The following is a 19619-nucleotide window of genomic DNA, read 5'->3' on the forward strand; positions in this document are numbered from 1 at the left end:
GTCACCATGAAATCCCTGTTTTCCCTGGGCGCTGCCCTGCTGCTCGCCGCCGCCGGCCAGGTACAGGCCGCACCGGTCAAGGCCGTCGCCACCTTTACCGTGATCGCCGACGTGGTCAAACAGGTCGGCGGCGACCAGGTCCAGGTCACCTCCCTGGTCGGTCCCAATGGCGATCCCCATGCCTACGAACCGACGCCCACGGATGCCCAGGCGCTGAAACAGGCCAACGTGGTCTTCATGAGTGGCCTGCACCTGGAAGGCTGGATGGATCGCCTGATCAAGGCTTCCGGCCAGGCACGTCCGCCAGTGGTGCTCAGCGAAGGGATCAAGACCCGCGAAATGGCGGAAGACGAGGATGAACACGGCCATGCTGACCATGATCACGACCATGGCGGTATCGACCCCCATGTCTGGAACAACCCGCTCAATGTGGTCGTCTACACCCGCAACGTGGTGAAGGCGCTGTCCGAGGTGGATCCGGCGGCTGCCGCCACCTTCAAGGCCAACGGCGATCGCTACATCGCCGAACTGGAGGCCCTGGATCGCTATGCCCGCGAGCAGATCGGCCAGGTGCCCAAGCAGCAGCGCAAGGTGCTGACCTCCCATGACGCCTTCGGCTACTTCGCCGATGCCTATGGCGTGACCTTCATTTCGCCGTTGGGCCTGTCGACCGAGGCCGAGGCCTCCGCCCAGGACGTCGCCAAGCTGATCCGCCAGATCAAGCAGGAGCACGTCGCCGCCTACTTCTTCGAGAACTCCAATGACCCGCGCCTGGTGCAGCAGATCGCCAAGGCCAGCGGTGCCCAGCCGGGCGGCGAGCTCTATGTGGAGGCCCTGTCACCCGCCGATGGCCCGGCGTCCACCTACGCAGCCATGTTCCGCTACAACGTGGATACCCTGGTCAAGGCGATGAAGGGCGGGCATTGAGGCCCGGGGTCTTTCGGTAGGTTGGGTTGAGCGTAGCGAAACTCAACAAGTCCCCTCACGTTGGGCTTCGACAGTGGAGCCGTCTCAACCCAACCTACGCCGGACCGGTAGGTTGGGTTGAGCGGCGCGAAGCCCAACAACGCGAGGGTTGAGCACCTTCGCGTTCGGCTTCGACGCAAGACTGGTCACCTAAACCACCGGCACCTCTTCCAGGTGCCGGTATTCCGCACCCAAGCGCCGGGCCAGCTCCGCTGCCCGTCCCAGGCGCAGCGGCCCCAGTTCGATATCCAACACCCGGATGGGGCAGTCCGGTATAGCCAGCCCCTCCAGCTCACGCAGGCGCCCGTCGGTGACCAGCAGCAACCGGCATTCCTCGCCGGGACGCTGCCGCCGCCGAGTCTTCAGCCAGTCATGAGCTTCCGCCAGCCCCGCCAGCAAGGGCGTACCGCCCCCTGCGCCTAGCTGCTCCAGCCAAGCCTGCAACGCCTGACCGCTGCGTTGCCCCTGGAAGGACCATTCGGGTCGTTCCCCTGCCGCCTGCAGTACGGCGACGCTGACCCGCTGGCGGTAGGCCTGCTCGAACCAGTCGGCCAGCAGGCCCTTGGCCTGGGTCAGGGCACCGTGGCGGCGGGTGGAGGCGGAATGATCGAGGATCACCAACCAGAGCTGTGCCGGACGCCGACTGCGCGGCTGGCGCAGGAGATCACCGGCGCGCCGCGGACGACCGCGAAGCAGCGTCGGCCCCCAGGCGATGGCACCTTCCGTGCCCGACGAACGAGCGCCGTGGCGACCCCCAGTGGCCTTGCCCGCCCCGCTTCGGGCATCGCGATCCAGGGTATGGGACGATCGGATGCCTAAGGCTTTTTTGCCTCGCCCAACCGGCGTCTGAGGCCCGATGCCACGGGCTCCGCTGCCAGGGCGCCCCAGCCATCGTCGCCTGAGGGCTCGACGTCACCCTGTCCCTGCTGATCACTTTTCCCTCGCTCCGAAGGGTCAGAGGGCAGTCGTTCCTCTAGGGGTGGTATTAACGAGGTTGAATCTTTTATGTCCCGTCGCCGATGGCGCAGGGCGAAATCGGCGACGGCAATGATATCCACGTGCTCGATCAGCGCGGCATCGCGCCAGGCGGCATGGGCCCGGGCGGCGCGCAGCCAGACCAGGTCGGCGCGGAGGCCATCGACGCCGGCCTGGTGGCAAGCCGTGGTGATGATCTCAAGGGCCGCATCATCCAGGGGAATGCTGCCAAGGCGTGCACGGGCCTGGGCGCAACGTTCGCGCAACTGCGCCTGATCGGACGCCCATTGAGCGACAAAGGCCGCGGGATCGCTGTCGAACGCCAGGCGTCGACGCAGGATCTCGGCCCGCTCAAGAGGTGCCGGCCGGCTGTCCAACGCCAGGGCAAAGCCGAAGCGATCCAGCAACTGGGGGCGCAACTCGCCCTCCTCCGGATTCATGGTGCCCACCAGCAGGAAACGGGCGGCGTGCTCATGGGAGATGCCGTCCCGCTCCACCCGGTTGACACCGCTGGCGGCCACGTCCAGCAGCAGGTCGACCAGGTGATCCGGCAGCAGATTGACCTCGTCGACATAGAGCACGCCCCCATCCGCAGCCGCCAGGACACCCGGCGCGAAGCGCGCCCGGCCCTCGCCCAGCGCAGCGTCCAGATCCAGGGTGCCGACGATGCGCTCCTCGCTGGCGCCAAGCGGCAAGGTGATGAAAGGACCGTCACCGAGCAGGTCAGCCAGCCCGCGAGCCAGGGTGGACTTGGCCATGCCGCGCGGCCCCTCGATCAGTACGCCGCCGATGCGGGGATCGATGGCGTTGAGGCACAGCGCCAGCTTCAGGGGCTCGGCGCCGACCACGGCGGCCAGGGGAAAGACGGGGGCGGTCATCTCAGGCTTCATCCATATCCATCAATAGCTGTTCGAGGGCGTCGCGGTAGTCGCCTGGCTCCTGCCAGAGGCCACGTTGCTGGGCTTCCAGCAGGCGCTCGGTCATGTCGCGCAGGGCCTCGGGGTTGTGGCGTTCGACGAAGTCGCGGGTATCGGCATCGAGCAAGTAGGCATCGGCCAATTGCCGGTACTGGTGATCCTCCACCAGCTCGGTGGTGGCGCCGAAGCCGAACAGATAGTCCACGGTAGCGGCCATCTCGAAGGCGCCCTTGTAGCCGTGGCGCTTCATGCCGGCGATCCACTTGGGATTGGCCGCCCGGGAGCGCACTACCCGCCCCAGCTCTTCCTTGAGAGTACGAATCCTGGGCAGATCGGCCTGGGCGTGGTCGCCGAAGTAACTGGCGCGACGCTGGCCGCTCAGGGTCTCGGCAGCGGCCAGCATGCCGCCCTGGAACTGGTAGTAGTCGTTGGAATCGAGCAGGTCGTGCTCGCGGTTGTCCTGGTTCTGCAGCACCGCTTGCAGGCGACCCAGGCGGCGCGAGAAGTCGTCACGGGCGGCGGTGCCGTCATCCTCGGCGCCATAGGCGTAGCCGCCCCAATTGAGATAGGCCGTGGCCAGCTCGCTGCGCTCCTGCCACTGGCGCTCTTCCACCGCACCCTGGACACCGGCGCCATAGGCCCCGGGCTGGGCGCCGAAGATGCGCCAGCCGGCCTGACGCCGCGCCAGATCGGCGGCGGTACCGGCCGCTTCCAGCGCAGCGCGCTCGCGGCGCACCTGGGCGGCCAGGGGGTTGAGATCGTCCGGTTCGTCCAGCGCGGCGACCGCCTGGACCGCGGCATCGAACAGCCGTACCAGACCGCCGAAGGCGTCGCGGAAGAAACCGGAGATGCGCAGGGTGACATCCACCCGCGGTCGATCCAGCAGCGACAGCGGCAGGATCTCGAAGTCCTCCACCCGAGCGCTGCCGGTCTGCCATACCGGACGCACGCCCAGCAGCGCCATGGCCTGGGCGATGTCGTCGCCGCCGGTTCTCATGGTCGCGGTGCCCCAGACCGAGAGGCCCAGTTGGCGCAGGTGATCGCCCTCCTCCTGCAGATGGCGCTCCAGCAGCAGATTGGCCGACTGCCAGCCGAGGCGCCAGGCGGTCATGCTCGGCAGATTGCGCACATCCACGGAAAAGAAGTTACGCCCGGTGGGCAGGACGTCCAGCCGGCCGCGACTGGGGGCGCCGCTGGGTCCGGCAGGAACGAAGCGCCCGTCCAGGGCCGCCAGCAGGCCGCCGATTTCCGCCGGTCCACAGGCGTCCAGCGCCGGCGCCACCTGGGCGACCAGGTGCTCCAGCACCGGGCGGGTCGCCGGCAGTTCGGCCAGCGCCAGTGGCAAGGGTTCACCCTCCACCATTGCGGCGACCAGGGCAAGCGCCAGCAACTCGAGCCGCTCGCGCGTATCGCCCAGAGTCCGCCAGGCTTCGGTGGAAAGAGCCACCAGGCACGGCGGACGCGGTCCCTGCCATGGCTCGCCGAGATCGGCGGCCAAGGGATCGAACGCCAGCTGCAGATCCTTGGCCAGCGCCCGCAGGAGACTGGCATTCCCGCCCTGGGCATCGCCCCGGGGGATGCGCAGCAGGGCGACCAGAGTATCCCGCCGCAGCTGCCCGGTGGGCGACTCGCCGAACACATGGAGGCCGTCGCGGATCTGGGATTCCTTGAGATCGCAGAGATAGGCGTCCAGTTGCGGCAGCCAGCTGTCCGGGTCCTCGGTGATCACCAGCCCCAGTTCGCGATCCAGGGCCGTTTCGCGCACCAGCTGCAGGATCTCGCCGCGCAATTCGGTGGCGCGTCGCAGGTCCAGCAGGCTGGCGTCATAGTATTCGTCGGCCAGGCGCTCCAGGTCGCGCAGCGGCCCGTAGCTTTCGGCGCGGGTCAGCGGCGGCATCAAATGGTCGATGATCACCGCCTGGGTGCGCCGCTTGGCCTGGGCACCCTCGCCCGGGTCGTTGACGATGAAGGGATAGACGTTGGGCAGCGGTCCGAGGATGGCGTCCGGCCAACACTCCGCCGACAGCCCGACGCCCTTGCCCGGCAGCCACTCCAGATTGCCGTGCTTGCCCAGATGCACCACCGCCTGGGCGCCATAGGCCTCGCGCAGCCAGAAATAGAAGGCCAGGTAGCCATGGGGCGGCACCAGCGAGGGGTCGTGGTAGACCGCCGCCGGATCGACGTCATAGCCGCGCGCCGGCTGGATACCGACGAAGGTCAGGCCAAAGCGCACCCCGGCTACCATGAGCCGACCGCGCCGATGCATGGGATCGGCCTCGGGCCCGCCCCAGCGCTCGGTCACCGCTTGCTGCAGGCTGAGGGGCAACTGGGCGAATAGCGACTGGTAGTCCTGCAGCGCCAGACTCTGCAGGGCCGGGCGCAGATCGCGCAGGGCGCTGTCGTTGGTCACCCCACCGAGCAGCCGCTCGATCAGGGCGGTACCGCTTTCAGGCAGATTGGCCACCGGATAGCCGGCCGTCTGCAGCGCCTGCAGCACCTTGAGCGCCGCTGCCGGGGTATCCAGGCCGACGCCATTGCCGATGCGGCCGTCGCGGGTCGGATAGTTGGCCAGGATCAGGGCGATGCGCTTGTCCGCTGCGGGACGCCGCGCCAGTTCGATCCAGCTGCGCGCCAGCCGCGCGACGAAGGCCATGCGCTCGCTATCGGCCTGGTAGTTGACCACGTCGCTCTGGCTGCGCTCGCAGCGCCAGGCCAGGCCCTTGAAACTGATCGGCCGGGTGATGATGCGCCCGTCCAGCTCCGGCAGGGCGATGTGCATGGCCAGGTCGCGGGCCCCCAGACCCTGGGGGTTCTCCTGCCAGCGTTCGCGATTGTCCTGGGCGCAGATGGCCTGGAGTACCGGCACCGGTCGGCGGAACGGCGTGAGATTCGGCCGCTCCGGACTGGACTGGGCGAAGCCGGTGGTATTGAGAATCAGCGCGGTGTCGGTCTCGTCCAGCAGCCGCTCGACTTCCGTCAGGCAGGCCGCCTCCTTGAGGCTGGCCACGGCGATGGGCAGCGGATTCAGCCCCTGGGCCTCGAGTTGCGCGCAGAAAGCGTCGATGAAGGCGGTATTGGCCGACTGCAGATGGGTGCGGTAGAACAGCAGCGCCGCCGTGGGCCAGTCCTGTCGCCAGCGTTGGCGCCAGCCGGCCAGCCCCAGGCCTTCAGGCTGATAGACCGCCACCCGCGGCAACTCCCTCGGTGGCTCGTAAAGGTATCGGGCATCCAGGCATTCGGCGGCCAGGCAGTGCAGGAAATCCCGGGCATTGCCCAGGCCGCCTTGACGGAGGTAGCGCCACAGCCGTTCGGCCAGGTCCGGTGCCACGGTGCCCAGAGCCATCAGCTCAGGGTCAGGGCGATCGCAGCCGGGCACTGCGATCAGGGTCAGCCCCCGCGCGGCCAGCTCGGCGAGGCGTTCCATGCCATAGCGCCAGTAGCCCTGGCCGCCATGCAGGGAGATGAACACCACTCGCGCCTGGCTCAGCACCTCCTCGACGTAGAGGTCCACCGAGGCGTGGTTCTGCAGCTGCATGGGATTGGCCAGGCGCAGGCTGGGATAGCCGGCATCCAGGGTACGAGTCGCCTCGGCCAGCAGGGCCAGATGCGAATCGCCACTGCAGAGCACGACGATCTCACCCGGCGTCTGCGCCAGATGGGCGATGCCGTCGTCCGGGACGAAGCCGCCCGGCTGGGTACGCAGCAGATGCATCTGGCGTCAGGCGACCGCGGCGCGCAACTGGGCGGTGATCGCCGCCTGGTCCAGCTCCTGGCCGATCAGCACCAACTGGGTGCTGCGGGTCTCGCCGGTCTTCCAGGCACGGTCGAAATGCTTGTCGAAGCGGGTACCGACCCCCTGCACCAGCAGTCGCAGCGGCTTGCCGGCAATGGCCGCGAAGCCCTTCACCCGCAGCACGCCATGGCTCTTGACCACCTCGGTCAGCGCCGCCAGCAGGGTCGCTTCCGCCACCTCAGGCAGGTCTACGCCAAAGGAGTCGAATTCATCGTGGTCATGGTCTTCATGACCTTCGAGGTCATGGTGGGTCGGACGGCTGTCGATATGGGCCTCGGATTCGGCTTGCAAGCCCAGCAGCACCGACAGGGGCAGCACGCCACGACTGGCTTCCACCACCTTGACCGCGGACGGCAACTCTTTGCTCACCTCGGCGCGGACCCGGGCCAGGGCCTCGGCGTCCAGGCCATCGGTCTTGTTGAGGATCACCAGGTCGGCACTGGCCAGTTGATCTTCGAACAACTCGTGCAGCGGCGATTCATGGTCCAGGTTGGGGTCCTGGCGGCGCTGGGCATCCACCTGCTCGGGATGGGCGGCGAAGGTGCCGGCCGCCACCGCGGGACTGTCGACCACGGTGATCACCGCGTCCACGGTGCAGGCGTTGCGGATCTCCGGCCACTGGAAGGCCTGCACCAGAGGCTTGGGCAGCGCCAGGCCGCTGGTCTCGATGAGGATGTGGTCGATGTCGCCGCGACGCGCCACCAGCTCCTTCATCACCGGAAAGAATTCTTCCTGCACGGTGCAGCACAGGCAGCCATTGGCCAATTCGAAGACGCGGCCCTGGGCCTCTTCTTCGGTACAGCCGATGCTGCACTGGCGGAGGATCTCGCCATCGATGCCCAGCTCGCCGAATTCGTTGACGATCACCGCGATGCGGCGGCCTTCGGCATGGTCGAGCATGTGCCGCAGCAGGGTGGTCTTGCCGGAACCGAGGAAGCCGGTGACGATGGTGACGGGAGTCTTGGCCAGGGTTTTCATGGGCTGCCCTTAGAAAGAAAGCGAAAAAAGACGGGCAGGCATGCCAGGCGCTCGCGCAGCGGCAAGGCCCTGGTGGCAGCCCGGATCACCCCGCCCGGTTGCGTATGGAAAGCTAGCGAGGCAGGTCTCCTGGCTCACGGCGCCCTACTCCAGCCTTCCCGCGTGAGCAGTGGCCTTAAAGCTTGTTCATCATTTCGCGAGCTAGCGTCAATTATGAACAGGCTCTGTGGAGAGGCTGAAGATGCCGCTTACAGTTGCGGGGGCAGCCGCGGTGTCGCACCGCGTTCCCTTTCAAGCTCTTGCGGACAAGAGCACCTCGAAGCCCGACAGGCTACGAGTGCCCCGCCGGGGTGTCAATCGAACAGGCTTGACCGTCGGACGACCCGCGTGGTCTGCTCGCCCCTGCTTCAGGTGTCGCGACTCCGCCAGGGGTCGCGGTGAAACGGGAAGCCGGTCCAAGTCCGGCACTGCCCCCGCAACGGTAGACGAGCGCAGGATCACGATGCCACCCGGCTGGCAAGCTTGGGGAAGGCGATCCTGGTAGTCGTACGGGAATGCGGTCTTGCGCGAGCTAGCACCTGGCAAAGCGGAACCCTTCAAGGAAGCGCAATTTACCGAGAGTAAATGAGCACTCCGCGAAGGGCTTCAACGCTGCCAGGCCGACGCGCAGCCAAGACCGCACCTTGAGACCCTCGTGAGTCCGGAGACCGGCCTGTCGCTTTCAAGCAACCCGCGGTGGGCGGTCGTGCTGGACGGCGGCCGCCTGCGGTTCGCTGCCTCGGCGCGTCCCTGCCGCTTCGACTCCGAGGCCTTGCCATGACCGCTACCCGCTCGACGACCGCCCTGCCCCAGCCTCATACCCATACCCGCGCCCAACGCCTGACCGCTACGCTGCTCGCCTGCCTGCTCGGCCTGGGCCTGGTGTTCCTGGCCGGTTTCTCCCATGTCGAAGCGCTGCACAACGGTGCCCACGATACCCGCCACAGCGAAGGCTTCCCCTGCCACTAAGAGGAGTACGTCATGTTTCAGCGTATCGCCTTCAGTGCCGGCGTGGCCGGGCTGCTCGCCGCTCTGTTGCTGAGCATCTTGCAAAGCGTCTGGATGACGCCGCTCATCCTCCAGGCGGAAACCTACGAGGTCCAGACCGAAGCCCCGGCCATGGCCGAGCACCAGGATCACGGCGAGGAAGAAGCCTGGGCCCCGGCAGATGGCTGGCCGCGCACCCTGTCGACCTTCGGCGGTAACCTGGTGGTGGCCGTGGGTTTCGGCCTGGTGCTCGCCGGCCTGTTCAACCTGCGCGCGCCGAACCGGACCTACCAGGGCCTGCTGTGGGGGCTGGCCGGCTACGCCACCTTCTGCCTCGCGCCGAGCCTGGGCCTGCCACCGGAGCTACCAGGCACGGCCGCGGCGGACCTCACCCTGCGCCAGGCTTGGTGGATAGGCACCTCGGGCGCTACCGCGGCCGCCCTCGCCCTGCTGGCGTTCGCCCGCCACCCAGGCTTCAAGATCGCCGCTCTGGGCCTGCTGGTCATTCCCCACTTGCTGGGAGCGCCCCAGCCGGTCGCGCATGAGAGCCTGGCACCACAAGAACTGCAACGGCACTTCCAGATCGCCGTGCTGGTGAGCAACCTGCCTTTCTGGCTATTGCTAGGCCTGGCGTGCAGCTGGCTGTTCCGCCGTCAGGAGCCGCAAGGCTGATGGCGCTGGTCCTGGGCCTAGGTTGCCGTCGGGATTGTTCGGTGGAGGAGCTTGCCGAGCTGGCGCAAGAGGTGCTGCAGGAAGCCGGCTGCGACCGTGCCGCCCTGACCGCCTTGGCGACGGTGGCCAGTCGACTCGAAGAACGCGGACTGCGCACCCTCGCCCAACGCTGGCAGCTGCCCTTACAGGGCTTTCCCGCTGAACGCCTGGCGCAAGAACGCGGCATAACCTCAGCCAGTAAGCGGGTGTTGCAGCATGTTGGCAGCTCCAGTGTCGCCGAAGCCGCGGCCCTGGTGGCAGCCGGTGAAGGCGCCCGCCTGTTGGTGAGCAAACGCAAGAGCGCGGCGGCAACGGCAGCCTTGGCCTACGCCTGAGACGCCGCTTGCGCTTCGGCGTCGCTGACCCGGGCGCGGACATGGATGGGGCTGAAGGGCTCGTTCTGTACCAGTTCCACCAGGGCTTCCTTGACCAGCTCGAGGATCGCCATGAAGGTCACCACCACGCCGAGACGCCCCTCATCCAGGGTGAAAAGCGCCACGAAGGGCACGAAGGCGCCATCCTTGAGGCGCTCCAGCACCTGACTCATGCGCTCGCGGGTGGACAGGACCTCGCGGGTCACCTGGTGACTCTCGAACAGATCGGCCCGGCGCAGGACCTCACCCATGGCCAGCAGCAACTCGCCCAGCTCCACCTCGGGCAACAGCTTGCGCGCCCGTGCCTCGGGCGCCGGCAAGGTGGGCACCACGAAGTTGCGGCCCTCCCGCGGCAGATCATCGAGCTCCTCGGCGGCCTTCTTGAAGCGCTCGTACTCCTGCAGGCGGCGGATCAGTTCGGCGCGGGGATCCTCCTCCTCGGCTTCCAGGCCTTCGGCGCGCGGCAACAGCATGCGCGACTTGATCTCCGCCAGCATGGCGGCCATCAGCAGGTACTCGGCCGCCAACTCCAGCTGCACCGCCTTCATCAGCTCGACATAGCTCATGTACTGCCGGGTGATCTCGGCGACCGGGATGTCGAGGATATTGATGTTCTGCTTGCGGATCAGATAGAGCAGCAGGTCGAGCGGCCCTTCGAAAGCTTCGAGAAAGACCTCCAGCGCATCCGGCGGGATATAGAGGTCCTGGGGCAGTTCGGTGAAGGCCTCGCCATAGACCAGCGCCAGGCGCAGCTGCTCGGGTTCGAGCAGCTGGGGATCCAGGGCTTCGCTCATGCTTCGATCATGAAGGGCGTCGGGTCCCCGGCACCGACCCTGATCACTTCCGGCTCGTCGGCGGCCAGGCTGATGACGGTCGATGGCTGCAAGCCTCCCGGTCCGCCTTCGATCACCAGATCGACGAAGTGCTCGAGACGCTCGCGGATCTCCCAGGCATCGCCCAGGGCTTCGTCATCCCCCGGCAGGATCAGGCTCACGCTCATCAAGGGTTCGCCCAGCGCCTCCAGCAGCGCCAGGGTGATGGGATGCTGGGGCACCCGTACGCCAATGGTGCGCCGCTTGGGGTGCAGCAGCATGCGCGGCACCTCGCGCGTGGCGTTGAGGATGAAGGTGTAGGGGCCGGGGGTATAGGCCTTGAGCAGCCGGAAGGCGCTGGTATCCACCTTGGCATAGATGCCCAGCTCGGAGAGATCGCAGCAGACCAGGGTGAAGTTGTGCTTGTCGTCGAGCTGGCGGATGCGGCGGATGCGCTCCACGGCGCTCTTCTCGCCGATACGGCAGCCCAGCGCATAGGACGAATCGGTGGGATAGGCGATGACGCCACCGGACTGGATGACTTCCACGGCCTGACGAATCAGCCGCGGCTGGGGATTCTGCGGATGAATCTCGATGAACTGGCTCATTGGGGTTCCCGATTCTGAGGGTACAGCGGTTGACTGAAGCGCGCCCAGAGGGGCGGCAGATCTTCGGGCAACGGACGGTACATGCCCAGGTCCGACCAGTCGGCCGGCGCATGGAAATCGCTGCCCGCACTCACCATCAGACCGAATTCCCGCGCCAGAATTGCCAGGGTGCCGACCTGCTCGGCCGGCTGCACGCCATTGACCACCTCGATGGCGTGGCCGCCGCCGGTGACGAATTCCCCGATCAGCTTGCGCAGCTTGGTGCGGGTGAAGCCATAGGCCAGCGGATGGGCCAGACTGATCCATGCCTTGGCGCCCTTCAGGGTCGCCAGGGTCTCGGCCAGGGTCGGCCAGTGCTGCTTGACGTCGCCGAGCTTGCCGCCGCCCAGCCACTTGCGAAAAGCCTCGCCACGGTCCTCGACAAAGCCCGCCTGCACCAGGTATTCGGCGAAATGCGGCCGGGCCGGCGCATTGCGACTGTCACCCAGGGCCAGCTGCACCGCCCGGGCGCCGTCCAGGGTGCCGGGCATGCCCTTGGCCGCCAGCCGCCGGTCGATTTCCCGAGCGCGTTCCCAGCGCCCTTCGTGCAGGGCTTCCAGCGCGGCGTTCAACTCAGGCGCCTCGGGGTCGAAGTTGTAGCCCAGCACATGCAGAGTCGCGCCGCCCCAGGTGCAGGACATCTCGATCCCGGAGAGCAGGCGCAGCCCCAGGCCATCCGCGGCTGCCAGGGCTTCGGCATAGCCATCCAGGGTGTCGTGGTCGGTGATGGCCAGCAGTTGCACCCCGCGCTCATGGGCGCGTCTGACCACCTCGGCGGGCGCGAAGGCGCCGTCCGACGCGGTGGTATGACAGTGCAGGTCGATACGCATGGCTTTCTCCTCCGGCTTCATCAGGTATTATGCCGCGATGCACTGCTATCGGCTGCGTTAATGAAACAATTCATCGATTTCATCCCCCTGCTCCTGTTCTTCCTGGTCTACAAGCTCGATCCGCGTCCGGTGGAGTTCGCCGGGCACGCCTTTACCCTGGGCGGCATCTTCAGTGCCACCGCGGTCCTGATCATCGCCTCCCTGGTGGTCTACGGCGCGATCTTCGCGACCCAGCGCCGGCTGGAGAAGAGTCAGTGGCTGACGCTGATCGCCTGCCTGGTGTTCGGTGGCATGACCCTGGCGTTCCATAGCGAGACCTTCCTGAAGTGGAAAGCGCCGGTGGTGAACTGGCTGTTCGCCCTGGCTTTCCTGGGCAGCCAGTTCATCGGCGACAAGCCGCTGATCCAGCGCATGCTGGGCCACGCGGTACGACTGCCGGCCCCGATCTGGACGCGGCTGAACATCGCCTGGATCATCTTCTTCATCGTCTGCGGCTGCGCGAATCTCTACGTGGCCTTCACCTACGAAAGCTTCTGGGTCGACTTCAAGGTCTTTGGCAGTCTGGCGATGACCCTGGTATTCATGCTCGGTCAGGGCCTCTATCTGGCGCGCCATCTGCAACCCATGGATGAACCGCGAGACTGATCCCATGAGTCAGATACTGCTGATCGACGACGACCAGGAACTGTGCGACCTGCTCGGTGCCTGGCTGAAACAGGAAGGCTTCGAGGTCACCGCCTGTCATGCCGGCAGCGACGCGCGCATCCAGTTGCGCGAGGCGACACCGGACGTGGTGGTGCTGGACGTGATGCTGCCTGACGGCAGTGGCCTGGAATTGCTCAAGCAGCTGCGCAGCGATCATCCGCAACTGCCCGTGCTGATGCTGTCGGGACGGGGCGAACCGCTCGACCGGATCCTCGGCCTGGAGCTGGGTGCCGACGACTACCTGGCCAAGCCCTGCGATCCGCGCGAACTCACCGCCCGCCTCCGAGCCATCCTCAGACGCAGTCATCCGGCCCAGCCCGCGGCCCGCCTGCAGCTGGGCGACCTGTCGCTGAGTCTGGCGCGCGGCGTCGCCAACATCGGCGAAACCGAGATCACCCTGACCCTCACCGAGAGTCGCATCCTCGAAGCCCTGCTGCGCCAGCCGGGCGATCCCCTGGAAAAGCAGGCCCTGGCCCAGGCGGCTCTTGGCCGCAAGCTGACGCTCTACGATCGCAGCCTGGACATGCATGTCAGCAATCTGCGCCGCAAGCTCGGCAGCCATGCCGACGGTCGTCCGCGCATCCTGGCGCTGCGGGGCCGCGGCTACTACTACAGCGTCTAGCCTACCGCGCAGCCTTTACCCCCTCTTTACGCCCGCTGACCGCCACTGACTCCCCCGCTCCTAGACTGGGCTCATCCGGTGTTGCACCGGTCATCCCAAGGAGATTTCTCGATGCGCAAACTCATGCCCGCCGTGCTGTTCGCCGCCCTGCTGCCGACCCTGACCCTGGCCGCTACCCAGGACAGCACCGACATCACCCCGCCGCTCCACGGCAAGCTGATGGATGGCGGTCCGCGTGGCGACGGCCCCCTGCGCGGTCTCAAGCTGACCCCCGAGCAACGCGAGCAGGTCGGCAAGCTGATGGGCGAGGAACGCCAGCAGCAGCGCGAGATCGTCAAGAGCTACCTCGACAAACTGCCCGAGGATCAGCGCAAGGCCCTGCACGATCAACTGGATGGCAACCGCGACAAGACCCGTCAGTCCATTCGCGCCCTGCTCAAGCCCGATCAGCAGAAGCGCTTCGACGAAATGGAGAAGAAGCGTGAGGATCGCGCCAAGGAGTGGGCCGAGTTCCAGCAGTGGAAGCAAGACCACAAGTCCTCCTGATCCCCGATCGCTGCGCCGATGGTCCTCGGCGCAGCGTCTGACTAAGAATCTGCCCAAAGTCTCGCGAGCTAGAGACAAACAAGGCCTAGGCGGCCCCGCGAAAATGCCTGAGGAAGCGGATCGGACCCGCGCTCGGGTTTACGAGTGGTAAATGAGCATTCCGAAGGCATTTTCAACGCCGTTTGGCCGACGCGCAGCAGACTTTGAGCAGCTTCTAAGGCGACTGCATGGTTTTTCGTTCTCTCTTCTGGCGCATCTTCGCCACCTTCTGGCTGGCCATCCTGTCCGCGGTCGGCCTGACCATGCTGCTCGGCCACCTGGCCGATCAGGATTCCTGGATCCTCGCGCAGCATCCCGGCCTGCGCGACCTCCCCGAACAGTGGGTGCAACGTTATGAAAACGAAGGTCCCGCCGCCGCCCAAGGCCTACTCGAACAGCGCAAGGGCCGCTACGGCATCGATGTGCTGGTGCTGGGCGAGAACGGCTCGCCCCTGGTGCGCGGCACCCTGCCACCGCGCATCTTCGACCAGGATCTCGACCAGCCGCAGCGTCAGCAGCGCCCCGGCCCCGGCGCCCGCGACCCCAACCGGCCGTTGCCCTGGCGACGCCTGACCGACGAATACACCAGCCCGAGCGGCCAGACCTACCTGTTCATCTATCACCTGCCCACCCCCGAGCTGGGTGCCTGGCGCCGGCAGAGCCTGTTCTGGCCGGTCGGCATGCTGGCCATCGCCACGGTGGTGCTGACCCTGTTCAGCCTGCTGCTGACCCTCAGCCTGACCCGCCCGCTCAATCATCTAAGGCGTGCGGTCCATGATCTCGGGCAGACCGCCTACCAGCAGGACACCCTCGCCCGCCTCGCCCGCCGCAAGGACGAACTGGGCGTGCTGGCCGAAGACTTCAATCGCATGGGCGCCCATCTGCAGCGCCTGATCGACAGCCAGCGGCAGCTGCTGCGCGACGTGTCCCACGAGCTACGCTCCCCGCTGGCCCGCCTGCGCATCGCCCTGGCGCTGGCCGAACGCTCCGACCCCCATGACCTGGGCAACATGTGGCCGCGCCTGACTCTGGAATGCGACCGCCTGGAAACCCTGATCGGCGAGATCCTCGCCCTGGCGCGTCAGGAAGCGGATCCAGGCCCACCCGAGCAGCTGGAACTGCATCCGCTACTCGAAGGCCTGGTGGACGATGCTCAACTCAGCGCACCCCAGCAGCGGGTGGAACTCGACGTTCCCGCCGCCCTGCGCCTGGACGGCTGGCCGGACGTCCTGGAACGCGCCCTGGACAATCTCCTGCGCAATGCGCTGCGCTTCAATCCGCCCGCCCGCCCCATCGTCATCTCGGCAGCCGCGACCGCCGGCGAGGTACGCATCCAGGTACGTGACCATGGCCCCGGCGTCAAGGCCGACGACCTACCGCGCCTGGGCGAACCCTTCTTCCGCTCGGACCAGCAGCACGCCACCGGCTACGGCCTGGGGCTGGCCATCGCTCGCCGCGCCGTGGAGCGCCATGGTGGCGAGCTGCACCTGAGCAATCACCCGGACGGCGGCTTTCTCGCCACCGTCACCCTGCCGCTCAGACCGGTGCTGGCCAATGGCTGACCTGAGCGCTCAGATCACGTGGCGCCGGAAGCCGCGGGGCCACCTCGGGCGTACCCAGGTAGATGTAGCCCACCAGTTGCTCGTCCTCGGTCAGGCCAAGGCCCTGCAGGACCCAGGGGTCGTAGCTGAACTCACCGGAGCGCCAGACCGCACCCAGGCCCAGGGCGAAGGCCGCATTGACCAGACCGTGGGCCACGCAACCGGCGGTGATGATCTGCTCCTGAACGGGCACCTTGGGGTGCGCCTGGGGCACGGCGACGACGGCGATCACCAGGGGCGCCCGCAGCGGCATGCGCCGGGCCTTTTCCACGGCCGCGGTATCCGCGTCGGGCTCGCGACGGCGCAAGGCGTCGGCATAGAGTTCGCCAAGCGCCGTGCGACCCTCGCCGGCCACCAGGATCAGCCGCCAGGGGCGCAGCAGCTTGTGGTCCGGCGCCCGGTCCGCGGCGCGCAGCAGGACCTCCAGTTGCTCGGGGGTGGGGCCCGGTTCGGTCAGGCGACCGACCGAGGCGCGATTGCAAAGAGCTTCGAGGGCATCCATAGCGTCTCTCCTGTAAGGATGCCGCAGTGTAACCCAGGGACGACGGCCGAATTTGGCTGTCACAGCAGCGGAATCACTGACATTCTTGGCCGCTACCCGGATGGTCAGCTAAGATCGCGAATGCTAGAAAACCCGGCCGCTTTCATCGTCGCGAACGGAGTTATCCCGACCTCTCGCCTTTCTCGAAACGGACCCGACAGATGAAGTTTGCGCTCAACCGGTTCCTCGCTGCGTCCGGTGACAGCCTGGGCGTCTACTACGCCCGGGTGTTCGCCTATCTGATCGCCGCCGCCAGCGTCACTGCGGGTTACTACACCCAGACCGATGCCGTGGGCCTGTGGTTGATCCCCTATGCCCTGCTCTATCCGCACCTGGCCCAGACCCTGAGCCTCAAGCTCAGACGCGATCGTGGCGCCCAGACCGATATCCTGCTGGCCGCCATAGACGCCATTCACGTCGGCATGGCCGCGGTGGTGTTGCGCTTTCCGCTGATGCCTACCCTGATGCTGCTGTTCATGCTCGGCTACACCAGCATGCTGCGCGGTGGTCCCCGTCTGCTCGGCCTCTGCCTGCTGTTCGCCACCAGTGCCGCGGCGCTGGGCAGTGCCACCTTCTTTCATGGCGTCGACCTCACCAGCCCGCTACTGGTGGCGGTCACCAGCGTAGTGGGCACCATGCTGCACCTCTGGGGTACCGGCTACTTCCTGCACCGGCAGCGCAAGCGCCTCATCCAGATCAACGACGACCTCAAGCGCGAGCAGGAGAAGTCGGCGATCCTGGCGCATAACCTGGCGAAATACCTCTCGCCCCAGGTCTGGGAATCCATCTTCACGGGCAAGCAGCACATCGCCCTGGGCACCCAGCGCAAGAAGATCACGGTGTTCTTCTCCGACATCAAGGGCTTCACCGAGCTGTCCGAAGAACTCGAGGCCGAAGCCCTCACCGACATGCTCAACAACTACCTCAACGAGATGTCGAAGATCGCCGTGAAGTACGGCGGCACCATCGACAAGTTCGTCGGTGACTGCGTGATGGTGTTCTTTGGCGACGCCAACAGCCAGGGCGCCAAGAAGGACGCCGTGGCCGCGGTCTCCATGGCCATCGCCATGCGCAAGCACATGAAGGTCCTGCGCCAGCAGTGGCGCAGCCAGGGCATCAACAAGCCGCTGGAAATCCGCATGGGCCTGAACACCGGTTACTGCACGGTCGGCAACTTCGGCTCCAGCACGCGCATGGACTACACCATCATCGGTCGCGAAGTGAACCTGGCCAGCCGCCTGGAGAATGCCGCCGATGCCGGCGAGATCCTGATCAGCCACGAGACCTACTCGCTGGTCAAGGAAACCATCATGTGCCGCGACAAGAGCTGGATCACCGTCAAGGGCTTCAGCAAGCCGGTGCAGATCTACCAGGTGGTGGACTTCCGTCGCGACCTGGGCGCCTCCCCCAGCTATGTCGAACACGAACTGCCGGGCTTCTCCATGTACCTGGATACCAACAACATCCAGAACTACGACAAGGAGCGAGTCATCCAGGCGCTGCAACTGGCGGCGGAAAAGTTGAAGGACAAGGTGATCCTCTAACTCCTCCGCCTTTCCTGCAGGCAGAAAAAAGCCCCGAATATCCGGGGCTTTTTCATGGGACCGCGGGAATCAATCCTCGCGATAGCGACGCAGGCGCAGGGCCTTGCCAGCTACACGGGTGTCCTTGAGCTTGGTCAGCAGACGCTCCAGGCCTTCCTCGGGCAGCTCCACCAGGCTGAAGGAGTCACGGATCTGGATGCGGCCGATGGCCTCGCGATCCATGCCGCCTTCGTTGATGATGGCACCCAGCAGGTTCTTGGCGGCAACGCCGTCACGGGCGCCCAGGGCGGTGCGGCAACGCACGCGGCCTTCCGGCAGCGGCTGCATCGGACGACGCTCGCCGCGATCCGGACGCTCGCCGCGCTCAGGGCGGTCGCCCCGCTCAGGACGCTCGCCACGGGGACGTTCGCCACGACCGGCGCCGGGGGTCAGCGGCTGCTCGCGACGCACCGACTCGATATCCAGGGCGCGGCCGCTGGTCAGTTTGGCCAGCAGGGCCGCCGCCAGGGTCGAAGGATCGCACTGCAGACGCTCGCACAGTTCCTGACGCAGGGCGCCGTGAGTGGTGTCGGCATCGGCCAGCAGCGAACCCACGCCATCGGCCAGGCGGGAGATACGGGCTTCCAGCACGGCTTCGGCGTCGGGCAGGCGGATTTCGCCGACGCGCTGACCGGTGACGCGCTCGATGACCTGCAGCATGCGGCGCTCGCGCGGGGTGACCAGCAGCAACGCACGACCTTCACGACCGGCACGGCCGGTACGACCGATCCGGTGCACATAGGATTCCGGATCGTAGGGCATGTCCACGTTCAGCACGTGGGTGATGCGCGCCACGTCCAGACCACGGGCAGCGACGTCGGTGGCGACCACGATGTCCAGCGAACCGTCCTTGAGGGACTCGATGGTCTTCTCGCGCTGGGCCTGGGGCATGTCGCCATTCAGGGCGCTGACGCGATAGCCCTGGCGCTCCAGCAGCTCGGCCAGGTCCAGGGTCGCCTGCTTGGTGCGCACGAAGGCGATCAGGGCGTCGAAGTTCTCCACTTCCAGCAGGCGCAGCACCGAGGCCGGCTTCTGGTCGGCGTGGACCATCAGGTGCGCCTGCTCGATGCGGGCGACGGTCTGGGTCTTGGCCGCGATGCGGACGTGTTGCGGCTCCTTGAGGTGACGCTCGGCGATGGCGCGGATCGACGGCGGCAGGGTCGCCGAGAACAGCACGGTCTGGCGGGATTCCGGCATGGCTTCGAAGATGAATTCGAGGTCATCCATGAAGCCCAGCTTGAGCATCTCGTCGGCTTCGTCGAGCACCAGGTGCTGGACGGTGGCCAGCAGGTTGTCGTCGCGACGCAGGTGGTCGCACAGACGACCGGGGGTGGCGACCAGTACCTGGGCACCCATGCGCAGGGACTTCAGCTGCGGGCCCATGGGCGCGCCGCCGTAGAGGGCCACGACCTTCACGCCGGGCATCTCGGTGGAATAGGTTTCGCAGGCGGTAGCCACCTGCAGGGCCAGTTCACGGGTGGGAACCAGCACCAGAATCTGGGGTTCGCGACGGGACGGGTCGAGCTGCGAGAGCAGCGGCAGAGCGAAGGCTGCGGTCTTGCCGGTACCGGTCTGCGCCTGGCCGATCATGTCGTGGCCGGCGAGGATCACCGGGATGGACTGCGACTGGATGGGCGACGGCTCTTCGTAGCCGACGGCCTTGATGGCGGCGAGGATGGCGGGATTGAGATTGAGCGCAGCGAAATTGCTGATGTCCTGGGTCATTGTCTTGCCTCGTGTGCTTCGCAAAGACCCCAAAGCCAAGAGCTGCGCTTATCCGAATGACCGAAGTCGCCCAGGCAGCCAAGGTGTGAGCTTTTTGCGAAATAAAGATGAAAAAGGGGTGGAGCGTCTAGGATTGTTCGCCGTCGGGCGAACGCACGACCGGTGTAACCATGGCGGCGGACCGGGAAAATGCAGTTCCTGAACGGAAGGTCAAAAAGACCGGGGCGA

18 protein-coding genes and 2 riboswitches are annotated in these 19619 nt (G+C 66.6%); of the genes, 9 read left to right on the plus strand and 9 right to left on the minus strand.

All coding sequences use genetic code 11. The features are described from left to right. Nucleotides 1–6 precede the first annotated feature (6 nt). Nucleotides 7–927, plus strand: a complete 921-nt coding sequence (locus V6W80_RS12065) for a metal ABC transporter substrate-binding protein (protein ID WP_064308863.1) — start codon at nt 7–9, stop codon at nt 925–927. A gap of 189 nt (nt 928–1116) precedes the next feature. Here the strand turns inward: V6W80_RS12065 and V6W80_RS12070 are convergent, their stop codons facing one another. From V6W80_RS12070 to cobW, 4 genes are read right to left on the minus strand one after another with little or no spacing between them, the layout of a single operon-like run. Continuing rightward, the gene (locus V6W80_RS12070; protein WP_202401780.1) at nt 1117–1761 is read right to left on the minus strand and encodes a VWA domain-containing protein; all 645 of its coding nucleotides are present in this window, start codon (nt 1759–1761) and stop codon (nt 1117–1119) included. Nucleotides 1762–1781: 20 nt separating this feature from the next. Next, nucleotides 1782–2819, minus strand: coding sequence for an ATP-binding protein (locus V6W80_RS12075; RefSeq protein ID WP_160922525.1), 1038 nt, complete (start codon nt 2817–2819; stop codon nt 1782–1784). Between the two features lies 1 nt (nt 2820). Next, nucleotides 2821–6570, minus strand: a complete 3750-nt coding sequence (cobN, locus tag V6W80_RS12080) for a cobaltochelatase subunit CobN (RefSeq protein WP_338544363.1) — start codon at nt 6568–6570, stop codon at nt 2821–2823. A gap of 6 nt (nt 6571–6576) precedes the next feature. After that, nucleotides 6577–7629, minus strand: a complete 1053-nt coding sequence (cobW, locus tag V6W80_RS12085) for a cobalamin biosynthesis protein CobW (protein ID WP_338544364.1) — start codon at nt 7627–7629, stop codon at nt 6577–6579. A 102-nt stretch (nt 7630–7731) separates the two neighbouring features. Next, nucleotides 7732–7963, minus strand: a riboswitch (cobalamin riboswitch). A gap of 58 nt (nt 7964–8021) precedes the next feature. Further along, nucleotides 8022–8359: riboswitch (cobalamin riboswitch) on the plus strand. Between the two features lie 86 nt (nt 8360–8445). Between cobW and V6W80_RS12090 the strand changes: the two genes are divergently transcribed. The 3 genes from V6W80_RS12090 to V6W80_RS12100 are packed head-to-tail and all read left to right on the plus strand — an operon-like array spanning nt 8446 to nt 9701. After that, complete coding sequence (locus V6W80_RS12090) at nt 8446–8637, plus strand: CbtB domain-containing protein (RefSeq protein WP_017640497.1); 192 nt, start codon at nt 8446–8448, stop codon at nt 8635–8637. 12 nt (nt 8638–8649) lie between these two features. Continuing rightward, entirely contained in the window at nt 8650–9327 is a 678-nt protein-coding gene (locus V6W80_RS12095; RefSeq protein WP_338544365.1) for a CbtA family protein, read from the plus strand. After that, nucleotides 9327–9701 (plus strand): cobalamin biosynthesis protein, encoded by a 375-nt coding sequence (locus V6W80_RS12100; RefSeq protein ID WP_160922528.1) that lies wholly within the window; start codon nt 9327–9329, stop codon nt 9699–9701. The genes V6W80_RS12095 and V6W80_RS12100 overlap by 1 nt, the downstream gene beginning before the upstream one ends. Here V6W80_RS12100 and V6W80_RS12105 read toward each other — a convergent pair. From V6W80_RS12105 to V6W80_RS12115, 3 genes are all read right to left on the minus strand, one after another. Further along, nucleotides 9692–10420 carry a segregation and condensation protein A gene (locus tag V6W80_RS12105; RefSeq protein WP_160922791.1) on the minus strand — a complete coding sequence of 243 codons (729 nt, stop codon included), beginning with the start codon at nt 10418–10420 and terminating at the stop codon, nt 9692–9694. The two genes, V6W80_RS12100 and V6W80_RS12105, sit on opposite strands and share 10 nt — an antisense overlap. A gap of 110 nt (nt 10421–10530) precedes the next feature. Beyond that, nucleotides 10531–11160, minus strand: a complete 630-nt coding sequence (locus tag V6W80_RS12110) for an L-threonylcarbamoyladenylate synthase (RefSeq protein ID WP_064308856.1) — start codon at nt 11158–11160, stop codon at nt 10531–10533. After that, nucleotides 11157–12029, minus strand: coding sequence for a PHP domain-containing protein (locus V6W80_RS12115; RefSeq protein WP_017640492.1), 873 nt, complete (start codon nt 12027–12029; stop codon nt 11157–11159). Before V6W80_RS12115 ends, V6W80_RS12110 begins: the two co-directional genes overlap by 4 nt. 60 nt (nt 12030–12089) lie before the next feature. Between V6W80_RS12115 and V6W80_RS12120 the strand changes: the two genes are divergently transcribed. The 4 genes from V6W80_RS12120 (at nt 12090) to V6W80_RS12135 (ending at nt 15503) form a co-directional block, all read left to right on the plus strand. Beyond that, on the plus strand, nt 12090–12674 hold the full coding sequence (locus V6W80_RS12120; RefSeq protein WP_064308855.1) for a septation protein A: 585 nt from the start codon (nt 12090–12092) through the stop codon (nt 12672–12674). 4 nt (nt 12675–12678) lie between these two features. After that, a complete protein-coding gene (locus V6W80_RS12125; RefSeq protein ID WP_017640490.1) occupies nt 12679–13356 on the plus strand; it encodes a response regulator transcription factor in 678 nt (225 codons plus the stop codon). 111 nt (nt 13357–13467) lie between these two features. Next, nucleotides 13468–13902, plus strand: coding sequence for a Spy/CpxP family protein refolding chaperone (locus V6W80_RS12130; RefSeq protein ID WP_160922530.1), 435 nt, complete (start codon nt 13468–13470; stop codon nt 13900–13902). A 227-nt stretch (nt 13903–14129) separates the two neighbouring features. Continuing rightward, entirely contained in the window at nt 14130–15503 is a 1374-nt protein-coding gene (locus V6W80_RS12135; protein WP_017640488.1) for a sensor histidine kinase, read from the plus strand. On the opposite strand, the gene V6W80_RS12140 is transcribed toward V6W80_RS12135, so the two are convergent. Next, complete coding sequence (locus V6W80_RS12140) at nt 15478–16044, minus strand: nitroreductase family protein (RefSeq protein WP_017640487.1); 567 nt, start codon at nt 16042–16044, stop codon at nt 15478–15480. The two genes, V6W80_RS12135 and V6W80_RS12140, sit on opposite strands and share 26 nt — an antisense overlap. Nucleotides 16045–16244: 200 nt before the next feature. Here V6W80_RS12140 and V6W80_RS12145 point away from each other — a divergent pair, with 200 nt between their 5' ends. Then, entirely contained in the window at nt 16245–17627 is a 1383-nt protein-coding gene (locus tag V6W80_RS12145) for an adenylate/guanylate cyclase domain-containing protein (RefSeq protein ID WP_160922533.1), read from the plus strand. Nucleotides 17628–17696: 69 nt separating this feature from the next. Here V6W80_RS12145 and V6W80_RS12150 read toward each other — a convergent pair whose 3' ends face one another. Next, the gene (locus V6W80_RS12150) at nt 17697–19391 is read right to left on the minus strand and encodes a DEAD/DEAH box helicase (protein ID WP_017640485.1); all 1695 of its coding nucleotides are present in this window, start codon (nt 19389–19391) and stop codon (nt 17697–17699) included. Between the last annotated feature and the right edge of the window lie 228 nt (nt 19392–19619).

Origin of the sequence: Pseudomonas benzopyrenica (assembly GCF_036884265.1) — a bacterium.
GTDB lineage: Bacteria > Pseudomonadota > Gammaproteobacteria > Pseudomonadales > Pseudomonadaceae > Chryseomonas > Chryseomonas benzopyrenica.